Source organism: Geodermatophilus sp. SYSU D00700 (assembly GCF_054050255.1).
In genome coordinates this window covers 36,505-61,203 of record NZ_JBJGZA010000028.1, presented here as the reverse complement: position 1 = coordinate 61,203, position 24,699 = coordinate 36,505, and the positions used below count along the sequence as shown (strand labels likewise).

At 76.2% G+C, this 24,699-nt stretch carries 22 protein-coding genes, 1 pseudogene and 1 riboswitch; of the genes and pseudogenes, 15 read left to right on the top strand and 8 right to left on the bottom strand.

Annotated elements, in window-relative coordinates; translation table 11 throughout:
- Nucleotides 1–228: 228 nt before the first annotated feature.
- The 4 genes from ACI79V_RS17950 (at nt 229) to ACI79V_RS17935 (ending at nt 6,882) form a co-directional block, all read left to right on the top strand.
- Complete coding sequence (locus tag ACI79V_RS17950; RefSeq protein ID WP_456877645.1) at nt 229–1,455, top strand: MFS transporter; 1,227 nt, start codon at nt 229–231, stop codon at nt 1,453–1,455.
- Nucleotides 1,456–1,459: 4 nt separating this feature from the next.
- Nucleotides 1,460–2,158, top strand: a complete 699-nt coding sequence (locus tag ACI79V_RS17945) for an acVLRF1 family peptidyl-tRNA hydrolase (RefSeq protein ID WP_456891350.1) — start codon at nt 1,460–1,462, stop codon at nt 2,156–2,158.
- A gap of 34 nt (nt 2,159–2,192) precedes the next feature.
- Nucleotides 2,193–4,256 (top strand): HelD family protein, encoded by a 2,064-nt coding sequence (locus ACI79V_RS17940; RefSeq protein WP_456891348.1) that lies wholly within the window; start codon nt 2,193–2,195, stop codon nt 4,254–4,256.
- A gap of 82 nt (nt 4,257–4,338) precedes the next feature.
- Nucleotides 4,339–6,882, top strand: a complete 2,544-nt coding sequence (locus tag ACI79V_RS17935; protein ID WP_456891347.1) for a transglycosylase domain-containing protein — start codon at nt 4,339–4,341, stop codon at nt 6,880–6,882.
- Nucleotides 6,883–6,920: 38 nt separating this feature from the next.
- Here ACI79V_RS17935 and ACI79V_RS17930 read toward each other — a convergent pair.
- A pseudogene (locus tag ACI79V_RS17930) lies at nt 6,921–7,739 on the bottom strand (YhjD/YihY/BrkB family envelope integrity protein); the annotation flags it as partial.
- 55 nt (nt 7,740–7,794) lie between these two features.
- Entirely contained in the window at nt 7,795–8,016 is a 222-nt protein-coding gene (locus ACI79V_RS17925) for a hypothetical protein (RefSeq protein WP_456891345.1), read from the bottom strand.
- A 189-nt stretch (nt 8,017–8,205) separates the two neighbouring features.
- Nucleotides 8,206–8,341: riboswitch (cyclic di-AMP (ydaO/yuaA leader) on the top strand.
- A 7-nt stretch (nt 8,342–8,348) separates the two neighbouring features.
- On the opposite strand from ACI79V_RS17925, the gene ACI79V_RS17920 reads away from it, so the two are divergent.
- From ACI79V_RS17920 to ACI79V_RS17910, 3 genes are all read left to right on the top strand, one after another.
- Nucleotides 8,349–9,476: a C40 family peptidase gene (locus ACI79V_RS17920; RefSeq protein WP_456891343.1), complete on the top strand. Its 1,128-nt coding sequence runs from the start codon at nt 8,349–8,351 to the stop codon at nt 9,474–9,476.
- A gap of 136 nt (nt 9,477–9,612) precedes the next feature.
- A complete protein-coding gene (locus ACI79V_RS17915; protein WP_456877639.1) occupies nt 9,613–9,930 on the top strand; it encodes a DUF3817 domain-containing protein in 318 nt (105 codons plus the stop codon).
- 15 nt (nt 9,931–9,945) lie between these two features.
- Nucleotides 9,946–11,271, top strand: coding sequence for a serine hydrolase domain-containing protein (locus ACI79V_RS17910; RefSeq protein ID WP_456891341.1), 1,326 nt, complete (start codon nt 9,946–9,948; stop codon nt 11,269–11,271).
- Nucleotides 11,272–11,354: 83 nt separating this feature from the next.
- On the opposite strand, the gene ACI79V_RS17905 is transcribed toward ACI79V_RS17910, so the two are convergent.
- Nucleotides 11,355–11,873, bottom strand: a complete 519-nt coding sequence (locus ACI79V_RS17905) for a hypothetical protein (protein WP_456891339.1) — start codon at nt 11,871–11,873, stop codon at nt 11,355–11,357.
- Between the two features lie 53 nt (nt 11,874–11,926).
- On the opposite strand from ACI79V_RS17905, the gene ACI79V_RS17900 reads away from it, so the two are divergent.
- Nucleotides 11,927–12,181, top strand: a complete 255-nt coding sequence (locus tag ACI79V_RS17900; protein ID WP_456877636.1) for a DUF3253 domain-containing protein — start codon at nt 11,927–11,929, stop codon at nt 12,179–12,181.
- On the opposite strand, the gene ACI79V_RS17895 is transcribed toward ACI79V_RS17900, so the two are convergent.
- Nucleotides 12,171–13,247, bottom strand: a complete 1,077-nt coding sequence (locus ACI79V_RS17895) for a M42 family metallopeptidase (protein ID WP_456891337.1) — start codon at nt 13,245–13,247, stop codon at nt 12,171–12,173. The genes ACI79V_RS17900 and ACI79V_RS17895 overlap by 11 nt on opposite strands.
- Before the next feature lie 9 nt (nt 13,248–13,256).
- Nucleotides 13,257–13,754 carry an Lrp/AsnC family transcriptional regulator gene (locus ACI79V_RS17890; RefSeq protein WP_456877634.1) on the bottom strand — a complete coding sequence of 166 codons (498 nt, stop codon included), beginning with the start codon at nt 13,752–13,754 and terminating at the stop codon, nt 13,257–13,259.
- 216 nt (nt 13,755–13,970) lie between these two features.
- Here ACI79V_RS17890 and pdhA point away from each other — a divergent pair, with 216 nt between their 5' ends.
- Genes pdhA through ACI79V_RS17875 form a run of 3 tightly spaced genes read left to right on the top strand, consistent with a single transcriptional unit; the run spans nt 13,971 to nt 17,650 of the window.
- The gene (gene pdhA / locus ACI79V_RS17885; RefSeq protein ID WP_456891335.1) at nt 13,971–15,110 is read left to right on the top strand and encodes a pyruvate dehydrogenase (acetyl-transferring) E1 component subunit alpha; all 1,140 of its coding nucleotides are present in this window, start codon (nt 13,971–13,973) and stop codon (nt 15,108–15,110) included.
- Nucleotides 15,110–16,087, top strand: a complete 978-nt coding sequence (locus ACI79V_RS17880) for an alpha-ketoacid dehydrogenase subunit beta (RefSeq protein WP_456877632.1) — start codon at nt 15,110–15,112, stop codon at nt 16,085–16,087. The genes pdhA and ACI79V_RS17880 overlap by 1 nt, the downstream gene beginning before the upstream one ends.
- Before the next feature lie 3 nt (nt 16,088–16,090).
- Nucleotides 16,091–17,650, top strand: a complete 1,560-nt coding sequence (locus ACI79V_RS17875; protein ID WP_456891333.1) for a dihydrolipoamide acetyltransferase family protein — start codon at nt 16,091–16,093, stop codon at nt 17,648–17,650.
- Between the two features lie 61 nt (nt 17,651–17,711).
- Here the strand turns inward: ACI79V_RS17875 and ACI79V_RS17870 are convergent, their stop codons facing one another.
- Nucleotides 17,712–18,275, bottom strand: coding sequence for a hypothetical protein (locus ACI79V_RS17870; RefSeq protein WP_456891332.1), 564 nt, complete (start codon nt 18,273–18,275; stop codon nt 17,712–17,714).
- A 199-nt stretch (nt 18,276–18,474) separates the two neighbouring features.
- On the opposite strand from ACI79V_RS17870, the gene ACI79V_RS17865 reads away from it, so the two are divergent.
- The 4 genes from ACI79V_RS17865 to ACI79V_RS17850 all read left to right on the top strand — a co-directional run bounded on the left by ACI79V_RS17865 (nt 18,475) and on the right by ACI79V_RS17850 (nt 22,052).
- On the top strand, nt 18,475–19,671 hold the full coding sequence (locus tag ACI79V_RS17865) for a sensor histidine kinase (RefSeq protein WP_456891330.1): 1,197 nt from the start codon (nt 18,475–18,477) through the stop codon (nt 19,669–19,671).
- Complete coding sequence (locus ACI79V_RS17860) at nt 19,668–20,339, top strand: response regulator (protein ID WP_456891329.1); 672 nt, start codon at nt 19,668–19,670, stop codon at nt 20,337–20,339. Before ACI79V_RS17865 ends, ACI79V_RS17860 begins: the two co-directional genes overlap by 4 nt.
- 4 nt (nt 20,340–20,343) lie before the next feature.
- Complete coding sequence (locus ACI79V_RS17855) at nt 20,344–21,507, top strand: AGE family epimerase/isomerase (protein ID WP_456891327.1); 1,164 nt, start codon at nt 20,344–20,346, stop codon at nt 21,505–21,507.
- 77 nt (nt 21,508–21,584) lie between these two features.
- Entirely contained in the window at nt 21,585–22,052 is a 468-nt protein-coding gene (locus tag ACI79V_RS17850; protein WP_456877626.1) for an SRPBCC family protein, read from the top strand.
- Nucleotides 22,053–22,225: 173 nt separating this feature from the next.
- Here ACI79V_RS17850 and ACI79V_RS17845 read toward each other — a convergent pair whose 3' ends face one another.
- Nucleotides 22,226–22,486: an HPr family phosphocarrier protein gene (locus tag ACI79V_RS17845; protein ID WP_089402746.1), complete on the bottom strand. Its 261-nt coding sequence runs from the start codon at nt 22,484–22,486 to the stop codon at nt 22,226–22,228.
- A 54-nt stretch (nt 22,487–22,540) separates the two neighbouring features.
- On the bottom strand, nt 22,541–24,694 hold the full coding sequence (locus ACI79V_RS17840) for a PTS fructose transporter subunit IIABC (RefSeq protein WP_456891324.1): 2,154 nt from the start codon (nt 24,692–24,694) through the stop codon (nt 22,541–22,543).
- Between the last annotated feature and the right edge of the window lie 5 nt (nt 24,695–24,699).

The following is a 24,699-nucleotide window of genomic DNA, read 5'->3' as shown; positions in this document are numbered from 1 at the left end:
CCCCCCCCCCCCCACCCCCCCCCCCCCCCCCCCCCCCCCCCCCCCCCCCCCCCCCCCCCCCCCCCCCCCCCCCCCCCCGGGTCCCGCGGGCCCCGCGTCGGACAGCGTCGTCCGGGGCGGGGCCCGTGTCCGTCCGCACACGGAACGCAAGCGGTCCGCCTGCCCGCCGTGCCGCCGTCGGTTAGCGTGGAGTGAACCCGCGTCCCCCTGACGACAGGTCCCCCTCCTTTGCTCAGTCCCTACCTGCACGTGCTGCGCACGCCGCACGCACTGCCCATGGTGCTCGCCGCCTTCGTCGGGCGGCTCCCGCTGTCGATGGTGGGCCTGGGGTGCGTCCTCCTGGTGGCGTCCGAGACCGGCTCGTACGGGCTGGGCGGCACGGTGGCGGCGGCCGGCGCGGTCACCACCGCCCTGGCCGGCCCGCTGCTGGGGCGGCTGGCCGACACCTTCGGCCAGCGCCGCGTGCTCGTCCCGGTCGTGCTCGTCTTCGCCGCCGCGGGGGCGGCGTTCCTGGCCGCGGTCAAGGACGACTGGCCGCGCTGGACGCTCTTCGCCACCGCGGGCGTCGCGGGCGCGTGCATCCCGCCGGTCGCCTCGATGATCCGCGTGCGCTGGACCCACCTGCTGCGCGGCACCAAGCGGCTGCCCGCCGCGCTGGCCATGGAGTCGGTGGTCGACGAACTGGTCTTCATCGTCGGGCCGGTGCTGGTCACCTTCCTGTCCACCACCGGGCACGCCACCTCCGGCGTGGTCACCGCGTTCACCCTCGCCGTCGTGGGCGCGCTGCTGTTCGCCGCCCAGCGCCGGACCGAACCCCCGCCGCACGGCCACGAGGCGCGCCGCGGGCCCTCGGCGATCCGCACGCCCGGCCTGCGCGTGCTGTTCGTCGTCGGCGCCGCCGTCGGCTCGGTCCTCGGCACGCTGGAGATCGCGCTGGTCGCCTTCGCCGACGAGGCCGACGCCATGGGCCTGTCGGGTGTGCTCATCGCGGGGCTGGCGGTGGGCTCGATGGTCAGCGGCATCGGCTGGGGCGCCGTGCACTGGCACCACCCGCTGCGGCACCGGTTGCTGGTCGTCCTGCTGGTGCTCACCGTGCTCACCGTGCCGCTGGTCGTCGTCGACAGCGTCTGGGTGATGATCCCGTTCGTGGTGGTCGCCGGCATCGCGGTGTCGCCGTCGCTGATCAGCTCGTTCACCCTCGCCGAGATCATCGTCCCGCGGACCGCCGTCACCGAGGCCTTCACCTGGATCGGCACCGCGCTCGGGCTGGGGGTCGCCGTCGGCACGTCGATCGCCGGGAAGATCGTCGACACCGCCGGCGCCAACGCGGCCTTCCTCGTGGCGACGGTGTCGGCCGGGCTCGCCGCCGTCGTCGTGCTGGTGGCCCAGCGGCTGCTGCACGTGCCCGCCGAGAACATCGCCGAGCCGGTCCTCGCCGGTGAGGTGACCGGCTGAGCCGGTGACCCGCCCCCGGCCGGCGGCCGGCGGCGGCCGCGTCCTCGGCGTCGCACCGGAGCGGCTGGGCCGGTGGCTCGACGGCGTCGCCGCGCGGCACGGGCCCTTCGTCGAGGTGACCGGGGACGACGACGGCGCCGTGGCCGTCACCTGCCGGGACGGCACCACGCTGACCCTGCGCGCACCGTTCGCGTGGACGCCGACACCGGCGCTGCTGACCTCGTTCACCGCCGCCGCCCGGCAGCCCCGGCGCGCCGCCGTCCTGCTCGTGCGCCGGGGCCGGTGGGCGACCGGCGTCTTCGACGGCGCCGACCTCGTGGTCTCCAAGGTCGACACGCGGCTGGTGCAGGGGCGCAGCGCGGCCGGCGGCTGGAGCCAGCAGCGCTTCGCCCGCCGCCGGACCCACCAGGCCGACGCGGTGGTCGGCGCCGCCGCCGGGACCGCCGCCCGCGTGCTGCTGCCGCACACCGCCGGCCTCGAGGCCCTGTTCACCGGGGGCGACCGGCCGATGGTCGACGCCGTCCTCGCCGACCCGCGGCTGGCCGCGCTGGCGGCGCTGCGCCGCGACCCCGCGCTGGAGGTCGGCGAGCCGACGCGCGCGGTGCTCGAGGCGACCCCCGCCCAGTTCCGGGCGGTCCGCGTCCACCTCGTCGAGCCCGGTGACCGTCCGGGAGGGGATCGGACCGCCGGGTCACGAGCGTGACGCGGGCCACCGCGAGGCGTAGCGTCCAACGACCGTGTCCGCCCCACCGACCGGCACGAGCCCTCCCGCACCCCCCGTTCCCGACCCCGTCCTGGCCGCCGAGCGCGCCCACCTGGCCCGCGCCGCCGACTGCCTGACCGGGATGCGCGCCGCCGCCTCCGCCGTCGTCGACGCCGGGGTGGACGCCTGGGCCTCCGAGCGGCTGGGCGCCGCCCGCGCCGACCGGCTGCGCGCCCTGGCCGCCGACCCGGGCGTGCCGCCGTTCTTCGGCCGCACCGACACCGGCGCCCCCGACGGCACGACCGAGACCTTCCACATCGGCCGTCGGCACGTGCGCGACGCCGCGGGCCGGCCGGTGGTCATCGACTGGCGGGCCCCGATGAGCCGCCCGTTCTACCGGGCCACCGCCGCCGACCCGCAGGGCCTGGTGCGCCGCCGCCGCTTCGGCTTCTCCGGCGGGGAGCTGACGAGCTACGAGGACGAGCTGCTCGGCGCCGGCCAGGAGGACGACTCGGCGCTGCTGCGGCAGGAGATCGAGCGCCCGCGCAGCGGACCCATGCGCGACATCGTGGCCACCATCCAGCCCGAGCAGGACGAGATCGTGCGCGCCCCGCTGGCCGAGTCGGTGTGTGTGCAGGGCGCGCCCGGCACCGGCAAGACCGCGGTCGGCCTGCACCGGGCGGCCTACCTGCTCTACACGCACGGCGGCCAGCTGGCGCGCACCGGCGTCCTGGTCGTCGGGCCGAACCGGGCGTTCCTGCGCTACATCGAGCAGGTGCTGCCCACCCTCGGCGAGGTCGACGTCGACCAGACGACGGTCGCCGAGCTGACGGCGCGTGTGCCGGTGCGGGCGCAGGACGCCCCGGAGGTCGCCGTCCTCAAGGGCGACGCCCGTATGGCGCAGGTGCTCGAGCGGGCGCTGTGGGGCTCCATCGCCAAGCCCACCGACGACGTCCTCGTCCCGCTGGCCGGCCGCCGGTACCGGGTCCCGGTCGAGCGGCTCAAGCGCCACGTCGACGACCTGCGCCGGCGCGGCCGCCTGGCCGACGACCAGCAGCGGCTGCACCACGCCGCCGGGCGCGAGCGGCTGGCGCTGCTGCTGGCCGAGGAGGCCCGCCGGCAGAACGAGGAGGCCGGCGGCAGCCCCTCCGACGGGGAGGTCCGCCGCGCCGCCCGCAGCGCCGGGGTCCGCGCATTCTGCGACACCGTCTGGCCCGCCCGCGACGCCGCCGCGCTCGTGGCGGAGCTCCTCTCCGACCCCGCCGTCCTCGCCCGCGCCGCCCGCGGCGTGCTGACCGACGACGAGCAGGCCCTGCTGCTGCGCCCGGCCACCCGCTCGGTCCGCGCGACCCCGTGGACCGCCGCCGACGCCGTCCTGGTCGACGAGGCCGCGGGGCTGGTCGAGCGCACCGCCGGCTACGGGCACGTGGTCGTCGACGAGGCGCAGGACCTCACCCCCATGCAGTGCCGGGCGATCGCGCGCCGGCTGGCCGCCGGGTCGCTCACCGTGCTCGGCGACCTCGCGCAGGCCACCGGCCCCGGGTCGCCGGCGGACTGGGCGCCGACCCTCGCCGGCCTGGGCCGGCCGCAGACCGCCGTCCGGCCGCTCACCCGGGGCTACCGGGTGCCCGGTGAGGTGCTCGACTACGCCAACCGGCTGCTGCCGGTCATCGCCCCCGGCCTGCGCCCGGCCACCGCGGTGCGCCGGGACCCGGGCGCGCTGGAGGTCCGGCCGGTCGCCGACCTCGCCGGGCCGCTGGCCGAGGTCGTCGCCGCGCTGGCCGCCGCGCCGGGGTCGGTCGGCGTGGTCTGCGCCGACGCCGCGGTCGCCGGGGTGGCGCGGTCGCTGGCCGACGCCGGCCTGCCCGCCGAGGTGCTCGCCGACGACGGCTCGGCGGCCGGGCGGGTCGCCGTCGTCCCCGCGACGCTGGCCAAGGGGCTGGAGTTCGACGCCGTCGTCGTCGCCGACCCGGCCGCGATCGTGGCGGCCGAGCCGCGGGGGCTCAACCGGCTCTACGTGGTGCTGACCCGCGCGGTGAGCACGCTGGTGGTCCTGCACCGCGACGACCTGCCGGTGCCGCTGGCCGTCGAGCCCTAGCGCGTCGCCGCGGGCCACACCGGCGCGGGTGGTTGTGGTCGGCGGTGATCTCTGTTCCAGTGATCGGCCGAGGAGGGAGCCCATGGACCGGCCCAGTCCGGCTGGGACGCTGCTGCGTCTGGCCGCCACCGTCGTGGTCGCCGGGGCGCTGGTGGCGGGTCTGCTCCTCCCGTGGATCGGCGGCCCGGCGGTCGCCGCCCAGCGCTCCACCGGCCTGCTGGGCGACCTGCCCACCGAGTTCACCGTCGACACGCCGCCGGGCAACACCGTGCTGCTGGCCGCGAACGGCGAGCCGATCACGTACTTCTACGACGAGAACCGCCAGCCGGTGGCCTCCGAGCAGATCGCCGAGGTCATGAAGCAGGCGATGATCGCCATCGAGGACGCGCGGTTCCACGAGCACAACGGGCTCGACGTGCAGGGCACGGTGCGCGCGCTGGCCACCAACATCGTCGCCGGCGGGGTGGCCGAGGGCGGCTCCACGCTCACCCAGCAACTGGTGAAGCAGACCCTGCTGCAGGCCGCCGACACCCCGGAGGAGCGGGTGTCGGCCACCGAGCAGACCGTCGGCCGCAAGGTGCGCGAGGCACGCCTGGCCCTGGCGATCGAGGACCTCTACACCAAGGACGAGATCCTCACCCGCTACCTCAACACCGTCTACTTCGGCTCCAACGCCTACGGCGTGCAGCCCGCCGCCCGCGCCCTGTTCGGCGTCGACGCCTCCGCGCTGACGCTGCCGCAGGCCGCGCTGCTGGCCGGCCTGGTGCAGAGCCCCACCGAGGACGACCCGTTCGTCGACCCCGAGGCCGCCACCGCGCGGCGCGACGAGGTCCTCTCGCGGATGGCCGAGCAGGGCATGGTCACCGCCGCCGAGGCCGCCGCCGCGCAGGCCGAGCCCCTGGGCCTCGCGCCGGGGCCGCCGCCGCGCCGGGGCTGCGTCGAGGCCAGCGTCGGGCCGTTCGTCTGCGACTTCGTCCAGCGGTACCTCATCCAGGAGCTGGGGCTGACCCAGGAGCAGCTGGACAACGGCGGCTACGTCGTCCAGACGACGCTGGACCCGGACCTGCAGCGCTCCGGTGACGCCGCGGTGCTGCGGACCGTGCCGCTGGAGGACTCGCTGGCCGGCATGTTCACCGCCGTCGAGCCCGGCACCGGCCACCTGCTGGCGATGAGCGTCAACCGCACGTTCGGCTACGACCGGTCCGACCCGACGCAGGAGTCGTTCAACCTCAACACCTGGCCCAGCCAGGGCTCGGGCTCGACGTACAAGGTCTTCGTGGCCGCCGCGGCGCTGGCCCGGGGATACTCCTCCACCTACACGCTCACCGCCGCCGACCCCTACGTCTCCCGCGTGTACTCCGGCCCCTGTCAGGGCCGCGACACCGACGGCCGGTACTGCGTGCGCAACGCCGGGTCGGGCTACCGCCCGACGCTGGACCTGACCACCGCGCTCTACCAGTCCTCCAACACCTACTTCCTCGCGCTCGAGGACGCCCTCGGCAGCGTCGAGGAGCCGGTGCGGATGGCCGAGGCCGCGGGCCTGTTCCAGTTCAGCCCGCCGGAGCTGCCGCAGCAGATCATCGACGAGAACCGCGGCTCGTTCACCTTCGGCGCCGAGGCCACCAGCCCGCTCGCCCTGGCCAGCGCCTACTCGACGTTCGCGGCCGGCGGCACGCAGTGCGACGTCGTCCCGGTGACCGCCGTGCTCGACGCCGCCGGGCAGCCGGCCCGGGGTGCCGACGGCGAGCCGCTGCCGGTGGGCGACCGGTGCACGCCCGAGGCCATCCCTCCGGGCGTGGCCACCACGATGAACCAGATCCTCCGCAAGGACGTCGAGCCGGGGTACCGCGGGCAGACCGGGGCGCGCGCCTACGTCCGCGGGCACCAGATCGCCGGCAAGACCGGGACCTCGCAGGACAACTACTCGGTGGCCTTCGTCGGCTACACGCCCGAGATCACCGCGAGCGTCATGGTGCTCAACCCCAAGGAGAACGAGGACGTCGGCGGCTTCGGTGGCGGCAAGGGCGCCACGATCTGGCGGGACGCGATGGAGCCGATCCTCACCGCCCGGGGCAGCGGTGAGTTCCCGCCGGCCGACGAGACGGTGGAGCACGGCAACACCAGGCCGGTGCCCGGCTGCTCGGGCGCGCGCAGCTGCGAGCGGGTCCTCGCCGAGGCCGGCTTCACGCCGCAGACGCTGCGGGTCGACAGCGACGAGCCGGCCGGCGCCTTCCTCGGGACCAGCCCGCCCCGGGGTGCCCGGGCGGTGCCCGGCCAGGTCGTGTCGATCCTGGTGAGCAACGGCAGCGACTACGTCGAGCCGGCTCCCGAGCCGGTCACCCCCGACCCCGCCCCCGATCCCGAGCCGCCCGCCCCGGCGCCGGAGCCCGCTCCGGAACCCCCGCCCGGGCCCCCGCCGCCGGAACCGGCTCCGGAACCGGCTCCGGAACCGGCTCCGGAACCCCCGCCCGGACCCCCGCTGCCCGGCACCGTGCCGGAGGATCCGGCCGGGGCGCTGCCGGCCCCGGGGGAGGGCGCGCCCCCGGCGCCCGCGGCGCCGCCGCCCCCGGCGCCCGCGGAGCCGGCACCCGCGCCGGCCGAGGGGGCGCCCTGGAGCCCGGGGTAGTGGGCGCCGGCCCGACGCCGGGCGAGCCGCTCGTCGAGCGACTGGGTGAGCAGCCACCCGGCCAGCAGCACCAGGTGCAGCAGGAACAGCCACAGCCCGACGGCGACCACCGCCCCGACGACGACCAGGCCGCCGAACGGGGCGCCGAGGTCCAGCGGCAGGGACAGGAACAGGACGAAGCCCTGCAGGAACCCCGACAGGCAGGCCGCGGTGAACAGCGCCCCGCTGGTGAGCGCCGTCCAGCGGAAGCGCCCGCCGGACACCACGCCGTAGCCCCACAGCAGCGGCACCGTGAGGACGAACAGCACCGAGTAGTAGCCGACGGCGAGGCGGCCGACCACCGCCCCGGCGCCGTCCTCGCGGGCCAGGTCGGCCATCACCCGGGCCGCGAGCAGCAGCGGGTACAGCAGCAGCGGTGAGACGACCACCAGCGGCAGGCTCAGCAGGCGGCCGCGCCAGCCGGTCAGGCTCTCCCGGCGGGGGCTGAACCGCAGCAGCGCCCGGCGCAGCCCCTCGCCGTAGAACGTCAGCGGCACCAGTGCCAGCACGAAGCCCAGGAGGTCCAGGCGGGTGCCGGCGTCGACCAGGCGCTCGACCGCCTCCGGGGCGCCCAGCGGGGTGGGCAGCAGCTCGGTCAGCCGGGCGGCGAGCGCGCGCACCTCGTCGGCCGAGGTCGCCAGCGCGGTCAGCCGCACCGCGACCAGCAGCAGCGGCACCACCGCGATGCCGGCGTAGAAGGTCAGTCCCGCCGCGATCAGGGCGAGGTCGCGCCCGCGGAGCAGCTGCTGGGCGCCGGCCAGCAGGCCCCTCGTCTCGGTTCGTAGGCGGGCTGCGGTCCACCTGCGTTCCGGAGTCACCCGCCCATGCCACCAGCCCCCGCGACCGGGCGCCCGTCGGGGGGCCGGTGGACGGTCAGTCCTCGGAGGTGTCGTCGGTGGTGGGCGCGTCGTTGCCGGGGTTGGGGCCGGTCTCCTGGCACGCGGCGTCGTTCTCGTTGCTGGCGTTCTCGCCGCTCGCGTCGCAGTTGGTGGGCCCGCGGGAGAAGTCGGTGTTGTCGCCGCAGGCGGTCAGGGAGCCGAACAGCGCGAGCACGACCAGCGGCCGGGTCAGGCGCATCCGGGTGGAGGTGGACATGCCTGACTCCTACACGCCCCGGAGCCCGGCCAAACCGCCAGGGGCAGGCAGTCCGGTGACCGGGCGACCACGGAATGTCACCGATGTGATTACACCGGGGTGATTGTCACGCGTCCGTCACGACCCTTACTCTGTGTGCGTCCAACGGGGCGCTCCGTCACTGACCTGGGTGACACCCCGAGGACGCCGTCGAGCCGGTCGCCCCGCGGGGCGCCGGGCCGGGGACCCACCGCAGTCCTGGGGTGCAGCGCGTGTCCGCACGCGCCGGGCGAGTCCACGCCCGAACCCGTCAGCTAACCCGGTAGGCGGCCTGGGAAGAGGAGAACCGCCGCGTGGCGTCCCTGCGCACGTCTGTCCCCGGCACGCCCGTGACCGGCCGCCCGGCCCGCCGCCGGCAGGGTCGCCGCGCCGCCCTCGTCCTCGCCGGGGCCGTGGGGCTCGGCGTGGGGGTTGGGGTGGTCCCCTCGTCCGCCCTGGCCGAGGAGCCCACGACGGCGGCTGAGGCCGCACAGCTCGTGGCCGCCCGCGGGCACGAGCTCGAGGTCGTCACCGAGCAGTTCAACGAGGCCCGCGAGGTGCTCGCCGCGCAGCAGGCCGCGGCCGAGACCGCCGCCGCCTCCCTCGCCCAGGCCCAGGCCGCCGTCGGCACCGCCCGCGAGCAGGTCGTCGGCATCGCCCGCTCCGCCTACACCGGCAACGGCATGGGTTCGCTGCAGGCGCTCCTGACCAGCGAGGACGCCGACGAGTTCGTCAACCGCGTCAGCCTCCTGCAGGGCGTCGCCGGCTACCAGGGCGAGCTGCTCGGCCAGGCGGTCGCGGCGACCGACACCGCCACCGCCGCCCAGGCCGCCGCCACCGATGCCGCCGTCGAGGCGCAGCGCCAGTACGACGCCGTCGCTGCCCAGCAGGTCGACCTCGAGGACCAGATCGCCGCCTACCAGGCCGACTTCGCCCGGCTGACCGCCGAGGAGCAGCGCGCCGCGCTCGAGGCCGCCGCGGCCGCGCACGCCGCCGAGGACGAGCGGGCCAGCCGCGACGACGAGCGCGAGGAGCCCGCCGCGGCGCAGCCCGCCGAGGAGGCGCCGGCAGCGGCGGCCGCGCCGGCCAGCGGCGTCGCCGGCACCGTCGTGGCCACCGCCATGGCGCAGCGGGGCGACCCCTACGTGTGGGCCGCCGCCGGCCCGGACTCCTTCGACTGCTCGGGCCTGACCCAGTACGCCTTCAAGGCCGCCGGGATCAGCCTCCCGCACTCGAGCCGGATGCAGTCGCAGATGGGCACCGCGGTCTCCCGGGCCGACCTGCAGCCCGGTGACCTGGTGTTCTTCTACAGCCCGGTCAGCCACGTGGGCATCTACATCGGCAACGGCCAGATGGTGCACGCGCCCACCTCCGGCGACGTCGTCAAGGTGGCCGGCGTCGACTCGATGGGCGGCTACGCCGGCGCCCGCCGCATCGGCTGAGGAAGGGCCACCCTCCTCCCCGGGAGGGTGGCCGTTCCGGCGCGTTGCCGGGGTCACACCCGGTCCGGGACCTCCGGCGGAGCCTGCCGCGTTGCACCCTGCGGAGCCGCCGCCGATCCGTGAGGACCGCATCCCCGTGAACCCCCGCACCGTCGCCACCGCCTTCCGCGTCGTCGCCGTCGCCGAGGCGCTGTCCTGGGTGGGCCTGCTGGCCGGGATGTACGTGAAGTACGTGCCGGAGACCTCCGAGGTCGGCGTGCAGGTGTTCGGCCCGGTCCACGGCGCGGTGTTCGTCGCCTACGTCGTCGTGGCGCTGGTCGCGGCCCGGGTGCTCCGCTGGTCCCCGGGGACGACGCTGCTGGCGCTCGCCGCCTCGATCCCGCCGCTGGTCACCGTCGTCTTCGAGCGCTGGGCCGGCCGCACGGGGAGGCTGGCGGTCCCCGCGCGGGCCTGACCTACGGTTCCGGGCATGCCGACCGTGCTGCCCGCCACCGCCCGCACCCTGCTGGCCCGCACCGCCCGGGTGCAGCGCGACGGCCGCGCGCCGAGCCTGGTGGCCGGCGTCGTACGGGACGGCGGCCTGGCGTGGTCGGCCGGCCGCGGCGACGTCGCCGAGCCGCACACCGACGTCCAGTACCGGCTCGGCTCGATCAGCAAGACGGTCACCGCGGTCGCCGTCCTGCGGCTGCGCGACGAGGGCCGGCTCGGCCTCGACGACCCGCTCGACCGGCACCTGCCCGGCACCCCGCTGGGCGACCGCTCGATCGGGCAGCTGCTGTCGCACCTGGCCGGCGCGTCCGCCGAGAGCCCCGGCGGCTGGTGGGAGCGGGTGCCCGGCGGGTCCCTGGCCGACCTGGCGCTCGGCGGGGACGACGTCGTCCTGGGCGAGGCCCGGCGCTTCCACTACTCCAACCTCGGCTTCGGCCTGCTCGGCGAGCTCGTGGCCCGGCTGCGCGGGCGGGCGTGGGACGACGTCGTCACCGCCGAGGTGCTCGGGCCGCTGGGCATGACCCGGACGACGCCACGCCCGTCCGGCCGCGCCGCGCAGGGCTGGGCCGTGCACCCGTGGGCCGACGTCGCGCTGCCCGAGCCCGAGCACCACGCCGGCGTGATGGCCGCCGCGGGTCAGCTGTGGGCCACCCTCGCCGACCTCGCCCGGTTCGCCGCGTTCCTGCTCGGCGACACCGGCGACGTGCTGTCCCCGGCCACCCTGGAGGAGATGGCGGTGCCGGCCGGCGTCGACCCGTCGTCCCCGGCCTGGTCGGCGTACGGGCTCGGGCTGCAGGTGCTGCGGGTCGACGGCCGCACGCTGACCGGGCACGGCGGCTCGATGCCGGGCTTCCTCGCCGGGGTGTTCGTCGACCGCGAGGAGGGCACCGGCGGGGTCTCCCTGGCCAACACCACCAGCGGCCTGGACGCGCTGCTGCCCGGGCTGCTCGCCGACCTGCGCGCCGCCGAGCCGCGGGTGGTCGACCCCTGGCGCCCGTCGGAGCCGCCAGTACCGCTCGAGCAGCTCGGCGTCTGGTACTGGGGCCCGGCGCCGCACGCCCTGCGGGCGGTGGCCGGCGGACTGCTGCACCTGGGGCCGCTGCCGGGACGGGCCGGACGGGCCAGCCGCTTCCGCCGGGGCGACGACGGCCGGTGGGTCGGGCTGGACGGCTACTACGCCGGGGAGACGCTGCGGATCGCCCCTGACCACCTCGACCTGGGCACGTTCGTCTTCACCCGGCAGCCCTACGACCCCGCGGCCCCCGTCCCCGGCGGCGTCGACCCCCGCGGCTGGACGGTGCCCTGAACCGTCGAGATCACGTGATCTCGACGCCATCGACGCCCTGGACCGTCGAGATCACGTGATCTCGACGGGCATCGTGTACACGGTCAGGGCCGGTCGAAGGCGTCCATCGTGGTCTTGACGACGGCGCCGTAGGCCAGGTGCGGCACGAGGTCGCTGACCCAGTCGGTGGCCGACCACGTGCGGGGGTCGGTGACGCCCAGCGCCGTCATGGGCCCGTTCGCGGCCACCAGCACGCCGAGGGTGGTCAGCAGCGTGCCCACCAGCGGCTGTGACCGGAACCCCGACGCCCGCGCCAGCCCGGTCAGCACGCCGACGCCGACGCCGGCGACCAGGCCGGTGATCGGCCCGAGGCCCTGGAGCCGGTTCTGCCGGTGCTCCTCGTCGCCGGGGATCGGCACGTGCGCCTTCTCGGCGAGCCGCTCCACCGTCTGCTCGGGCGTGGAGCTCGTGCCGCGGCCGCGGACGGTCATGTCCAGGTAGGTGACGGCGTTCAGCGCGGTGGACCCGGCCGCCCCCGCCGCCGCGCCGCGCAGCGCCCAGCCCAGCGTGCTGATGCCCCGCCTGCCCTTGCCGAAGGTCCCCACCGGGGTGCGCCTTGCCATGGCTCCGCCGGTACCCGGGCGCGCGACCTGCGCAAACGGCGCACCATGGGCGGGTGGACGACGCCGGCCCGGCCCTCGAGCGCGCCATCGACGCGCTGCTCGACGCCCGCGCAGCGGGGGCCACGATCTGCCCGTCGGAGGCGGCCCGCGCCGTCGACCCGGAGGGCTGGCGGGCGCTCATGCCGCAGGCGCGCGCGGCCGCGGGCCGGCTGGCCGCACGCGGCGCGGTCGAGGTGACCCAGCGCGGCGCGGTGGTCGACGTCGGCACCGCGCGCGGGCCGGTGCGGATCCGGCGGGTCAGCCGCTGACCGGCAGCGGCCGGGACAGGAAGGCGGCGAGCAGCCGGGCGGTGCGGTCGACCGTGCCGGCGTGGAGCACCTCGTAGCCGTGGGTGCTCAGCGTGGGCAGGCTCAGCAGGGCCGCCCGCGCCGTCTGGCCCGACGCCTGCGCCTGGGAGGCGTCGGAGTCGAAGGACTGCCACACCGCCGTCTGCGGGTCCAGGCCGAGCTCGGTGCCGACGTCGACCAGCGCGTCGGCGACGGCCCGGTCGTAGACGACGGCGTCGTCGGCGTAGGCCACCACCGGCCCGCCGTCCAGGGTGACCTGGTACTCGGGCTCCGCGGGGCCGACGTCGAGGGCGAGGGTGAGGTCGCCGGGCAGCGTCCGGGCGGCGTGGGAGGCGCCGATCCCGCCCATCTCCTCGTTGGTGGTGGCCACCAGGTACACGTCGCCGTGCGGGCGCCCGCGCAGCAGCCGCGCCGCCCCGACCAGCGCGGTCAGCGCGGCCCGGTCGTCGAGGAAGTACGAGCCGACGTGGTCGCCGAACCGGGTCAGCCCGCGCCGGTCGGCGTGCACGCAGACCCGCGTCCCCGGGTGCACCCCGGCGGCGGTGAGGTCCTCGGCCGGGCAGCCGGTGAAGACGTACACGTGCGACCAGTCCATCGCCTTGTCGCCCTGGTCGGGCTTGGTCTGCCAGATCCGCTGGCTCTCGGCGGTCGTGTGCTCCGAGCCGAGCGTGAGGACGCCGGTGAGCGTCCGGTGCCGGCCGAGGACGGCGACCGGGCCGAGGCCGAAGTTGCCCGGGTACATGACGCCCAGCGAGGTCACCCGCAGCGTGCCGTCGGGCTCGACCCGCTTGACCATCATCGACAGCTCGTCGAGGTGGGCCACGACCCGGACGGCGGGGGCGGACCGGTCCGTCCCGTGCAGGAGCGCCACGAGGTTCCCGGCGGCGTCGACGGTCACCTCGTCGGCCAGCGGCTCGAGCTCCCGGCGGACGACGTCGCGCACCGCCTCCTCGTGCCCGCCGGGGCCGTACGTGCGCAGCAGTTCGTCGAGCAGGTCGGGCAGCGGGGTGGGCGCCTCGGAGGTCACCCCGGACCCCTACCCGGACGGCGGGCGCTCTCCCGCCGCGCGCTCGAGCAGCGGGTCGACCCGGTGCTCGACGTAGCGGCGCAGCGCCAGGGCGGTGTCGGTGCGCTCCACCCCGGGCAGCGCGAGCACCTGCTCGGTCAGCCGCCAGAGGTCGTCGGCGTCGACGGCGACCACCCGCACCAGCAGGTCGGCCGCCCCCGACAGTGCCGTCACCTCCAGCACCTCGGGCATCGCGGCGAGCGCGGCCGCGACCTCCTCGAGACCGCGCTGCACGACCTGCACCGTCACGTAGGCGCCCAGCCGGTAGCCGAGGGCCTCCGGGCGCACGCGGGAGGCGAAGGGGGCGAGCAGTCCGCCGGACTCCAGCCGGGCCAGCCGCGCCTGGACGGTGTTGCGGGCCAGCCCGAGCTGCTGGGACAGCGCCAGCACCGTGGCCCGCGGGTCGGCGTCCAGCGCCTGCACGAGCCGTGCGTCGGTGGCGTCGAGGCGCTCGGGGCCGGCGGGCACGGTGGCAGTCTGACACGTCCGGAGGACGCGGGGCACGCATCCTGCTCAGAGCACCGTCGCGGGCTTGCGCATCGCGCCTCCGGGGTGGTGTGCTCCTCCGCGGCGTGGGACGTGTCACGATGTGTGAGTGGAGCCACAACCCCGGCGCCACAGGACGTCCAGCACCGCGACCGGCCGGCGACCCCGGCAGCCGCGGACGACGGCGAGGAGCAGCGCGTGAGCGTGTCGAGCGCGACCACCGAGATGGTCGACCCCGTACCCGGGGCGGCCGCGCCCCACCTGCCGCAGCAGCCCGACCTGGTGCAGCTGCTCACCCCCGAGGGCGAGCGCGTCGAGCACCCCGACTACCCGCTCGACGTCTCCGCCGACGAGCTGCGCGGGCTCTACCGCGACCTCGTGCTGGTCCGGCGGTGGGACGTCGAGGCCACCGCGCTGCAGCGCCAGGGCGAGCTGGGCATCTGGGCCTCGCTGCTGGGCCAGGAGGCCGCGCAGATCGGCGCCGGCCGGGCGATGGCCCCCGACGACATGGCCTTCCCGACCTACCGCGAGCACGGCGTCGCCTGGACCCGCGGGGTCGACCCGCTGCACGTCATCAGCCTCTTCCGCGGCGTGGACAACGGCGGCTGGGACCCGGTGGCGACCGGCTTCAACCTCTACACCGTCGTCATCGGCGCGCAGTGCCTGCACGCCACCGGCTACGCCATGGGCCTGCAGCGCGACGGCGCCGAGACCGCGACGCTGGCCTTCCTCGGCGACGGCGCGACCAGCCAGGGCGAGGTCAACGAGGCGCTGATCTGGGCGGCCAGCTTCTCCGCGCCGGTCGTCTTCTTCTGCCAGAACAACCAGTACGCGATCAGCGTGCCGCTGGAGCGGCAGACCCGGATCCCGCTGTACCAGCGCGCGGCCGGGTTCGGCTTCCCCGGCGTGCGGGTCGACGGCAACGACGTCCTCGCCGTGCTCGCCGTGACCCGGGCGGCGCTGACCGCCGCCCGCGAGGGCCAGGGCCCGACGTTCATCGAGGCCTTCACCTACCGGATGGGCGCGCACACCACCTCCGACGACCCCACCCGCTACCGGCTCGCCAGCGAGCTGGAGGAGTGGAAGCTGCGCGACCCGATCGCGCGCCTGAAGGCCTACGTCTCGCGCACCGGGGTCGCCGACGCCGGGTTCTTCGACGCCGTCGAGGCCGAGGCCGACGAGCTGGCGGCGCGGATCCGCTCGGGCACCACCGAGATGGCCGACCCGCCCGGGACGGCGATGTTCGACCAGGTCTACGCCGAGCAGACGCCGCTCGTCGCCGCGCAGCAGGCGGAGTTCGAGGCCTACCAGGCGTCCTTCGAGGAGGGCGGGCACTGATGTCCGAGACGCTGACCATCGGCAAGGCCCTCAACCTGGGCCTGCGCCGCGCCATGGAGGACGACGCCAAGGTCGTGCTCATGGGGGAGGACATCGGCCGCCTCGGCGGGGTCTTCCGGATCACCGACGGCCTGCAGAAGGACTTCGGCGAGGACCGCGTCGTCGACACCCCGCTGGCCGAGGCCGGCATCCTCGGCACCGCCGTCGGGCTGGCCATGCGCGGCTACCGGCCGGTCTGCGAGATCCAGTTCGACGGGTTCGTCTTCCCGGCCTACAACCAGATCGTCACGCAGGTCGCCAAGATCCACGCCCGCTCGCGCGGCCGGCTGCCCATGCCGATCGTCATCCGGATCCCCTTCGGTGGCGGCATCGGCGCGGTCGAGCACCACAGCGAGAGCCCGGAGGCGTACTTCGCGCACACCCCGGGGCTGAAGGTGGTCGCCGTCAGCAACCCGGTCGACGCCTACTGGGGCATCCAGCAGGCCATCGCCCACCCCGACCCGATCGTCTTCCTGGAGCCCAAGCGGCGGTACTGGGAGAAGGCGGAGGTCGACACCGACGCGACGCCGGACCCGCTGTTCGCCTCCCGGGTCGTCCGCGGCGGCGACGACGTCACCGTGCTGGCCTACGGCCCGATGGTGAAGACCGCGCTGCAGGCCGCCGAGGCCGCCGCCGAGGAGGACCGCTCGCTCGAGGTCGTCGACCTGCGCACCCTCTCGCCGCTGGACCTCGACCCGGTGTTCGACTCGGTACGGCGCACCGGGCGCTGCGTCGTCGTCCACGAGGCGCCGGTGACCCTGGGCCTGGGTGCGGAGATCGCCGCGCGGGTGACCGAGACGTGCTTCCACTCGCTGGAGGCGCCGGTGCTGCGGGTGGGTGGTTACGACACCCCGTACCCGCCGTCGAAGCTCGAGGAGGAGTACCTCCCCGACCTCGACCGGGTGCTCGACGCCGTCGACCGCGTGATGGAGTTCTGACCGATGGCACTGCGCCAGTTCAAGCTGCCCGACGTCGGGGAGGGCCTGACCGACGGGGAGATCCTGCAGTGGCTCGTCGCGGTGGGTGACACCGTGACGGTCAACCAGCCGCTGTGCGAGGTCGAGACGGCCAAGGCCGCCGTCGAGCTGCCCTCCCCGTACGCCGGCACGGTGACCGAGCTGCTGTTCGAGGCGGGCACGACCGTCGACGTCGGCACGCCGATCATCACGATCGACACCGGTGGGGACGCCCCGGCGCCCGCGCCGGCGGCCGGCGGTGCCGCGCCCGCGGCGGAGTCCGCCGAGCCCGCCGCCGGGTTGATCGGCGGGGCGGCGCCCGGCGGGCGGACGGCGGTGCTCGTGGGCTACGGCCCGCGGAACACCGAGGCCCGCCGCCGGCCGCGCCGCGCGGTGCACTCCGCGCCGGCCCCGGTCGGCGCCGACTACGGCTCGGGCGGGCAGGACCGGCCGCCGCTGCTGGCCACCGCCCCCGACGCCACCGTCAAGCCGGTGCGGCACGGCGGGCTCGAGGTCGGCCGGCAGGCCGAGGCGCACGCCCGCGCCGAGGCGGCCGCCCCCTCCCGGCCGGTCGCGCCGGGGCACGGGCGGGTCCGGCCGCTGGCCAAGCCGCCGGTGCGCAAGCTGGCCCGCGACCTCGGCGTCGACCTCACCGCGCTCACCGGCAGCGGCGCCGGCGGCGTGATCACCCGCGAGGACGTCACCGCCGCGGCCGCGGCACCGCCGGCGGAGGCGACCGCTCCGGCGGCGGCCCCCGCGCCGGCTGCCGACCCGGCCCGGGACCTCGCCCAGGACCTCACCCAGGACCTGGTGCCCGACCTCGCCACGGTCCCGGCCGGTGCACCGGCCGCCGGCGAGCGGGTGCCGGTCAAGGGCGTGCGCAAGGCGACCGCGGCGGCGATGGTGGCCAGCGCGTTCACCGCGCCGCACGTCACCGAGTTCCTCACCGTCGACGTCACGCGGATGATGAAGCTGCGGTCGCGGACCGCCGCCCGGCCGGAGTTCGCCGGGGTGAAGGTCAGCCCGCTGCTGTTCGTCGCGAAGGCGCTGCTGCTCGCGGCCAACCGGCACCCGATGGTGAACAGCTCCTGGGACGAGGCCGCGCAGGAGATCGTCGTCCACGGGCAGGTCAACCTCGGCATCGCCGCGGCCACCCCGCGCGGGCTGATCGTGCCCAACGTCAAGGGCGCCGACCGGCTCTCGCTGCGCGAGCTCGCCGCGGCGCTCACCGAGCTGACCGAGACCGCCCGGGCCGGGCGGACGGCGCCGGCCGACATGTCCGGCGGGACGATCACGATCACCAACGTCGGCGTGTTCGGCGTCGACACCGGCACGCCGATCCTCAACCCCGGCGAGTCGGCGATCCTGGCCTTCGGCGCGGTCCGCGAGACGCCGTGGGTGCACAAGGGCAGGGTGCGGGTGCGGCAGGTGACCCAGCTCGCGCTGTCGTTCGACCACCGGGTGATCGACGGGGAGCTCGGCAGCCGGTTCCTCGCCGACGTGGGCGCCCTGCTGTCCGATCCCCGGACCGCGCTCGCCTACTGATCGCACACGCCAGCGGGCCCTGCCGGATCACCGGCAGGGCCCGCCGGCGTCGCCGGGAGGGTCAGGCCCGGCGGTCGAGCTGCCCGCGCAGCAGCAGCCAGCCGACGACGGCCAGGTAGGCGCCCACCGGCACCCCGCCGCCGGTCTGGGACAGGACCAGGAAGACCGGCGTCACCAGCGGCAGCAGCGCCACGAGCGGGCGGGACACCCGCCGCGAGCGCCACAGGGCGACGGCCAGGGCGACCGATCCGAGGAACCACAGCGCGTTGGCGACCAGCGCCACGGCGGGGAAGAAGGACAGGTCCTCGCCGTTGACGGCGCTCGACAGCATGCCGCCGCTGAGCAGCACGGTGCCGGCCGAGGCGACGTACGCCGTCCACCGCGCGCCGGCCAGCGTGGCGAGCCGGAGGTAGAGCACCGGCAGCGCCCACAGCATGACGCTGGTGCCCACGAGGATCGCGGCGGTCCGCGGCTCGATCGCCGGGTCGGTGTCCTGCGGGTGGAGCACCTGGGTGACACCCACGGCGACGGAGATGCCCGCGGCGACGAGCGCGGCGGTGCCGGCCCGGGTGTCGGGGCGCCGGCCGGCCGGGGCGGTGGCGGGGGTGGGCAGCGTGGTGGTCACGAGAGCTCCTCGGGGTGCAGGGAGTCGCCTGGTCAGGCGGTCGCCGAGGACGCTAGGGACGGCCGGGACCGGCGACATCGGCCTGCGGTCCACATCCGCACCGCGGCCGGTCGCGACCGCGGTGTCGACCATCGTCGAACCCCCGTGTCGCCCCGAGGTGGACGTGCGGGCGGGCCGGTGACCCGTAGGTTCGGCGTCCGTGACGACGACCGCCGGGGCCGCCCGGCACCCCGCCGTCGCCGCGGCGTCGGTGCCCCGCTGGACCAGCGGGCTGGACCTGGCCGTCGCGGCCGGCCTCGCGGTGTGGGGGCTGGTGGAGGTCGTCCTCTCACCCGACCTCGCCCCGGTGCCCGGCACGCTGTTCGTCCTGGTCGCGACCCTCCCGCTGGCGCTGCGCCGCCGGTTCCCCGGATCGGTCACCGCCGTGGTCGCGGCCGCCCTCGTCGTGCACGCGGCGACCGCGGAGGCGGCGGCGACCTTCACGCCGTTCCCCAGCCTGCTGCTGGCGGCCTTCACCGTCGCCGTGCACGTCCGCTCGCTGCCCGCGGCCGTGGGCCTGGGTGCGCTGCCGGTGGTCGCGATGGGGGTGGCCGGGCAGCTCGGCTACTTCGGCGTCGAGGCCGCCCGGCCGCGCTCGCTGGTGCTGCTGCTCTTCTTCGTCGCCGGCGCCTGGACCGGCGGGCGCGTCGTCCACCACCGGGCACTGGCCGCGCTGCGGGCCGAGGAGGACTCGGCCGCCGCGGCCGGCGAGGCCGTCGCGCTCGAGCGCGCCCGCATCGCCCGCGAGCTGCACGACGTCGTCGCCCACTCGGTCTCGGTCGTCGTGCTGCAGACCGGTGCCGCCGAGGCGTTCGTCGTCCGCGACCCCGACCGCGCGCTCGCCCACCTCGGCATGGCCCGGCGCACCGCCGCCGAGGCGATGCGGGAGATGCGCCACCTGCTCGACGTGCTGCGCGAGGGGCACCCGGACTACACGCCGCAGCCGGGCATCTCCCGGCTCGAGGACCTCGCCCGCGACGCCCGCGACGCCGGTCTCGACGTCGACCTGGCCGTGGGCGGTGAGGTCGCCGCGGTCCCCGACGGGCCCTCGCTCGCGGTCTACCGGCTGGTGCAGGAGTCGCTGACCAACGTGCTCAAGCACGCCCCCGGCGCCCGGGTCGGCGTGCGGGTCGAGGTCGATGAACAGGAGGTGCGGCTGCGGGTGCGCGATGACGGCGGCCACCGGGTCGGGAGCGTGCCCGCCGTCCCCGGCGGCGACCTCGCCGACGGCGGCGGCGGACACGGCGTGCCGGGGATGCGCGAGCGGGTGCGGGTCTACGGGGGCTCGCTGACCGTGGGCGCCGTCGACCCGGCCGGCTGGGAGGTCCGCGCGGTGCTGCCGCTGGTGGGGCCGTGACCGGGCCGGCCCCGCTGCGCGTGGTGGTGGCCGACGACCACGCGCTGGTCCGGTCGGGCATCGCCGGCGTGCTCGAGGGTGCCGGGCTGGCGGTGGTGGGCGAGGCCGCGGACGGGCAGGAGGCGGTCGAGCAGGCGCTCGCGCACCGGCCCGACGTCGTCGTCATGGACGTGCGGATGCCGCGGACCGACGGCATCGAGGGCACCCGCCGGCTGCGCCGGCTCGCCGAGCCCCCGCAGGTGCTGGTGCTGACCACCTTCGACCTCAACGAGTACGTGTTCCGGGCGCTGGAGGCCGGGGCCGCCGGCTTCCTCCTCAAGGACGCCCCGCCGGACCGGCTGGTCGAGGCGGTGCGGGTCGTGGCGACGGGGGAGGCGCTGCTGGCGCCCGTGGTGACCCGGCGGCTGATCGAGCGCTACCTGCAGGCGCCCCCGGCCACGCCGGGACCCGACCCGGCCGCCGACCTGAGCCCCCGGGAGCGTGAGGTCTGGCACTTGCTGGCCCAGGGCCTGTCCAACACCGAGATCGCCGCCGCGCTCGTCGTCACCGAGGCGACGGTGAAGGCGCACGTCACGCGGCTGCTGGCCAAGCTCGGCGTGCGGGACCGCGTCCAGGCCGTGGTGCGCGCCTACGAGACTGGCCTGGTGCGGCCCGGGCGACCACGATGACCCGGTGACCGACCTGGACGGGCTGCTGGCCCTCGCCGCGCGCTCGCGGCTGCCCGGCGGCGGCTTCGGTTACCTGCGGAGCGACGGCTCGGTCGAGCCCGGCCGCCCGCAGGAGACCTGGATCGTCGCCCGGATGACCCACGTCTTCGGCCTGGCGCACCTGCTGGGCCGGCCCGGCGCCGGGGAGGTGGCCGCCTCCGGGGTGGCCGCGCTGCGCGGCGGGCCGCTGCACGACGGCGCGCACGGGGGCTGGCGGGCGGCCGAGGACGACGACACCAAGTCCGCCTACGTGCACGCCTTCGCCGTCCTGGCGGGGGCCACGGCCACCGCCGCCGGCGTCGAGGGCGGCCGTGCGTTGCTGGAAGAGGCTCTGGAGGTCTGGGAACGGCGGTTCTGGGACGACGACGCGGGCCTGGCCGTGGAGGAGTGGACCGCCGACTGGTCCCGGCTGTCGGACTACCGCGGCGCCAACGCCAACATGCACGGCGTCGAGGCCACGCTGGCCGCCGCCGACGCGCTCGGCGGGGACGAGGCCGTGCGGCTGCGGCATCGGGCGCTGCGCAGCACCGAGCGGATCGTGCACGGCCGGGCCCGCGAGCGGGACTGGCGGCTGCCCGAGCACTTCACCGCGGAGTGGACGCCGCTGCCGGAGTTCAACCGCGACCGGCCGGCCGACCCGTTCCGGCCCTACGGCGTCACGGTGGGCCACCAGTTCGAGTGGGCGCGGCTGACCCTCCACCTGCGCGCGGTCCTCGACGACCCGCCGGGCTGGCTGCTCGACGACGCCGTCGCGCTGTTCGACGCCGCCGCGGGGCGGGGCTGGGCGGCCGACGGCGAGCCGGGCTTCCCCTACACGCTCGGCTGGGACGACCGCCCGGTGGTGCCCGCGCGGATGCACTGGGTGCTGTGCGAGGCGGTGGCGGCGGCGACCGTGCTCGGCGCGGTCACCGGGGAGCCGCGGTACGGCGAGCTCGCCACCACCTGGTGGGCGCACGGCGAGGAGCGGTTCGCCGACCCCGCCACCGGCAGCTGGCACCACGAGCTGACGCCGACCGGGGAGGTGGCCACCGGCACCTGGTCCGGCCAGCCCGACGCCTACCACCTCGCGCAGGCGCTGCTGCTGCCCGGCCGGCCGGTGCGGGGCAGCGTCGCCGCAGCCCTGCGCTGACCGGTGTGTCCGCCCGCGCGGGGCGGGGTAGGCCGGGATCGCCCACAACGAGATCCCGAGCAACGAGGAGCGTTCCCGTGGCCAGCGTGCAGGAATCCGTCGACGTCGACGTCCCGATCCGGGTCGCCTACGACCAGTGGACGCAGTTCGAGTCGTTCCCGCAGTTCATGGGTGGCGTCGAGCGCATCACCCAGGTCGACGACACGCACACGCACTGGATCACCAACATCGACGGCGTCAAGCGCGAGTTCGACGCGGAGATCACCGAGCAGCACCCCGACGAGCGCGTCGCCTGGGCGAGCACCGGCGGTGACGCCAAGCACGCCGGGGTGGTCACCTTCCACCGCCTCGACGACACCAAGACCCGCGTCATGATCCAGATCGACTGGGAGCCGACCGGCGTCGTCGAGAAGGTCGGGGCCGCGCTCGGCTTCGACGACCGGCAGGTCAAGGCCGACGCCAAGCGGTTCAAGGAGTTCATCGAGAGCCGCGGCACCGAGACCGGCGCCTGGCGCGGCGACGTCCCGCGCCCCGACCAGCGCTGAACCGGCCGGCGCGATGATCAGGTGACCTGATCCCCGGGCGTCCTCCCTCACGTCCCACCGTGAGGGAGGACGCTCCACGATCAGGGACCCTGATCCCCGCGCAGCGCAGCACCCACACGACGACGGCGCCCGCCCCCTCCGCGCGAGGGGGCGGGCGCCGTCGTCCGTGCTGCCTACTCGGCGTCGAGGTCGGCGGCCACCATGCCGGCGATCTGCTCGACGACGGCCTGGTCGTCGCTGGTGACGGTGACCTCGGCCCCCTTCTGGGCACCGAGCGTCATGATCATCAGCGGCGAGCCGGCGTCGACGGGGTTGCCGCCGGGGGTGGCCAGGGTGACCGGGACGCCGGCCTTGCCCACGGCCTCGGCGATGAGCGCGGCCGGGCGGGCGTGCAGGCCGACCCGGGAGCCGACGGTGACGGTCTGACTGGGCATTCGACGTCCTCGCTTCTCGGGGGATCGGTGGGTGTCGGGGTCGAGCCTGCCCTGTCAGGCGCGAGCGGGCGCGCTGACGGTGGAGCCGGGCGTCGCGGTGTGGGCGTGCGCCAGGTCGACGGCGTCCTCGGGCACCGCGTCGGCCTTCCGGCGGCCGATGCTCTTGGCGATGGTGACCGCCAGCGCGCCGACGATCGTGCCGGCGATCAGCGCCAGGACGAACACGAGCACGTTGCTCATCGCGAAGAACACGAAGATGCCGCCGTGCGGGGCGCGCAGCTCGACGCCGGAGGCCGCGACGATGGCGCCGGTGGTCGCACCGCCGAGCATCATCGACGGGATGACCCGCAGCGGGTCGGCCGCCGCGAACGGGATCGCCCCCTCGGAGATGAACGAGGCACCGAGCAGCCAGGCGGCCTTGCCGTTGTCGCGCTCGGCCGGGGTGTAGAGGCCGGGGCGGATCGCGGTGGACAGCGCCATCGCCAGCGGCGGGACCATGCCCGCGGCCATGACCGTCGCCATGATGACCAGCGAGCCGCTGGTCTGCGAGGCCAGACCCGCGGTGGCGAACAGGTAGGCCGCCTTGTTCACCGGGCCGCCGAGGTCGAAGCACATCATCAGGCCGAGGATGATCCCCAGCAGCACCGCGGACGTGCCGCTCAGGCCGTTGAGCCAGTTGCCCAGGCCCTCGACGGCGGCGGCCAGCGGGCGGCCGAGCACCGCCACCATGAGCCCGCTGGAGATCAGCGTGGCCAGCAGCGGGATGATCACCACCGGCTGCAGCCCCCGGACACCGGCGGGCAGCTTCCAGGAGGCGATCCACCGGGCCACCAGGCCGGCGAGGATGCCGCCGACCAGGCCGCCCAGGAAGCCGGCGCTCATGGTCACCGAGACGGCGCCGACGACGAAGCCCGGCGCGATGCCCGGGCGGTCGGCGATCGCGTAGGCGATGTACCCGGCCAGCGCCGGGACCAGGAACGCGAACGCGGCCTGGCCGAGGACGGTGCAGAGCGCACCGAGGTAGCCGAAGAACCCGTCGTTGAGGCCCTCGAGAGGCGCCGCGGACGGCAGGTCGAGGAAGGAGTTGTCGAGCGCCCAGCTCAGTGCGTAGCTCTGGCCCTCGGTGACCGCGTCGGGGTTCGTGCTGACGATCTGGTAGCCGCCGAACAGGAAGCCCAGCGCGATCAGCAGACCGCCGGCCGCGACGAACGGGATCATGTAGCTGACTCCGGTGAGCAGCCAGCGGCGGATCTCCGTGGCGGTGCTCGGCCGGCCGGCCGGGGCGACCGCGGCGGACTCGCCGGCGGCGGCGCCGGGCACCCGGCGGGCGTTCGGGTCGTCGGCGGCGGCCAGCGCCTCGCGGATCATGACCTCGGGCTCGTTGATGGCCCGCTTGGTGCCCGACTGGACCACCGGCTTGCCGGCGAACCGCTCGCGGTCCCGTACGCCGACGTCGACGGCGAAGATCACCGCGTCGGCGTCGCGGATGACCGACGGGTCCAGCGGCGTGGACCCCGAGGAGCCCTGCGTCTCGACGGCGAGGTCCACGCCCTGCGCCTGCGCGGCCGCGGTGAGCTTGTCGGCGGCCATGTAGGTGTGCGCGATGCCGGTGGGGCAGGCGCTGACGGCGACGATCGTGCGCCGCGCGGCCGGAGCGGCGGCGGGAGCGCCGGCGGGGGCAGCCGACGGCGCCGCAGCGGCCGGGGCGGTGGCGGGCACGGGGGTGCTGGTCGCCGCGGTGGCGCCGGTGGTCGGCTTGGGCGAGACGACCTCCTCGACGAGCGAGACGACGTCGGCGGGCGTCGCGGCGGCGCGCAGCGCGGCGACGAAGTCCGGCCGCACCAGGGCCCGGGCCAGGGCCGACAGCAGCGTGAGGTGGTCGGCGTCGCCCTCCGCGGGGGCGGCGATGAGGAACACGAGGTCGGCCGGGCCGTCGGCGGCGCCGAAGTCGACGCCCGGCGCCAGCCGCGCGAACGCGAGCGAGGCCTGCGTGACGGCGGCCGACCGGCAGTGCGGGATCGCGATCCCGCCGGGCAGCCCGGTCGCGGCCTGGGCCTCGCGGGCCAGGGCGTCACCGGCGAGTGCCTCGGCTCCGGTGGCCCGGCCGGCGTCGGCCACGAGACCGGCCAGCCGGCGGACGACGGCCTCCTTGTCGGAGCCGAGATCGGCGTCGAGGACGACCAGCTCCGGGGTGATCAGTGCTGTCATGACGG

Coding starts and splice junctions, on each gene's coding strand:
- ACI79V_RS17905 (WP_456891339.1), bottom strand. CDS start 11,873: ATGGCAAGGCGCACCCCGGTGGGGACCTTCGGCAAGGGCAGGCGGGGC.
- ACI79V_RS17875 (WP_456891333.1), top strand. CDS start 16,091: ATGGCACTGCGCCAGTTCAAGCTGCCCGACGTCGGGGAGGGCCTGACC.
- ACI79V_RS17845 (WP_089402746.1), bottom strand. CDS start 22,486: ATGCCCAGTCAGACCGTCACCGTCGGCTCCCGGGTCGGCCTGCACGCC.
- ACI79V_RS17935 (WP_456891347.1), top strand. CDS start 4,339: ATGGACCGGCCCAGTCCGGCTGGGACGCTGCTGCGTCTGGCCGCCACC.
- ACI79V_RS17840 (WP_456891324.1), bottom strand. CDS start 24,694: ATGACAGCACTGATCACCCCGGAGCTGGTCGTCCTCGACGCCGATCTC.
- ACI79V_RS17925 (WP_456891345.1), bottom strand. CDS start 8,016: ATGTCCACCTCCACCCGGATGCGCCTGACCCGGCCGCTGGTCGTGCTC.
- ACI79V_RS17880 (WP_456877632.1), top strand. CDS start 15,110: ATGTCCGAGACGCTGACCATCGGCAAGGCCCTCAACCTGGGCCTGCGC.
- ACI79V_RS17910 (WP_456891341.1), top strand. CDS start 9,946: ATGCCGACCGTGCTGCCCGCCACCGCCCGCACCCTGCTGGCCCGCACC.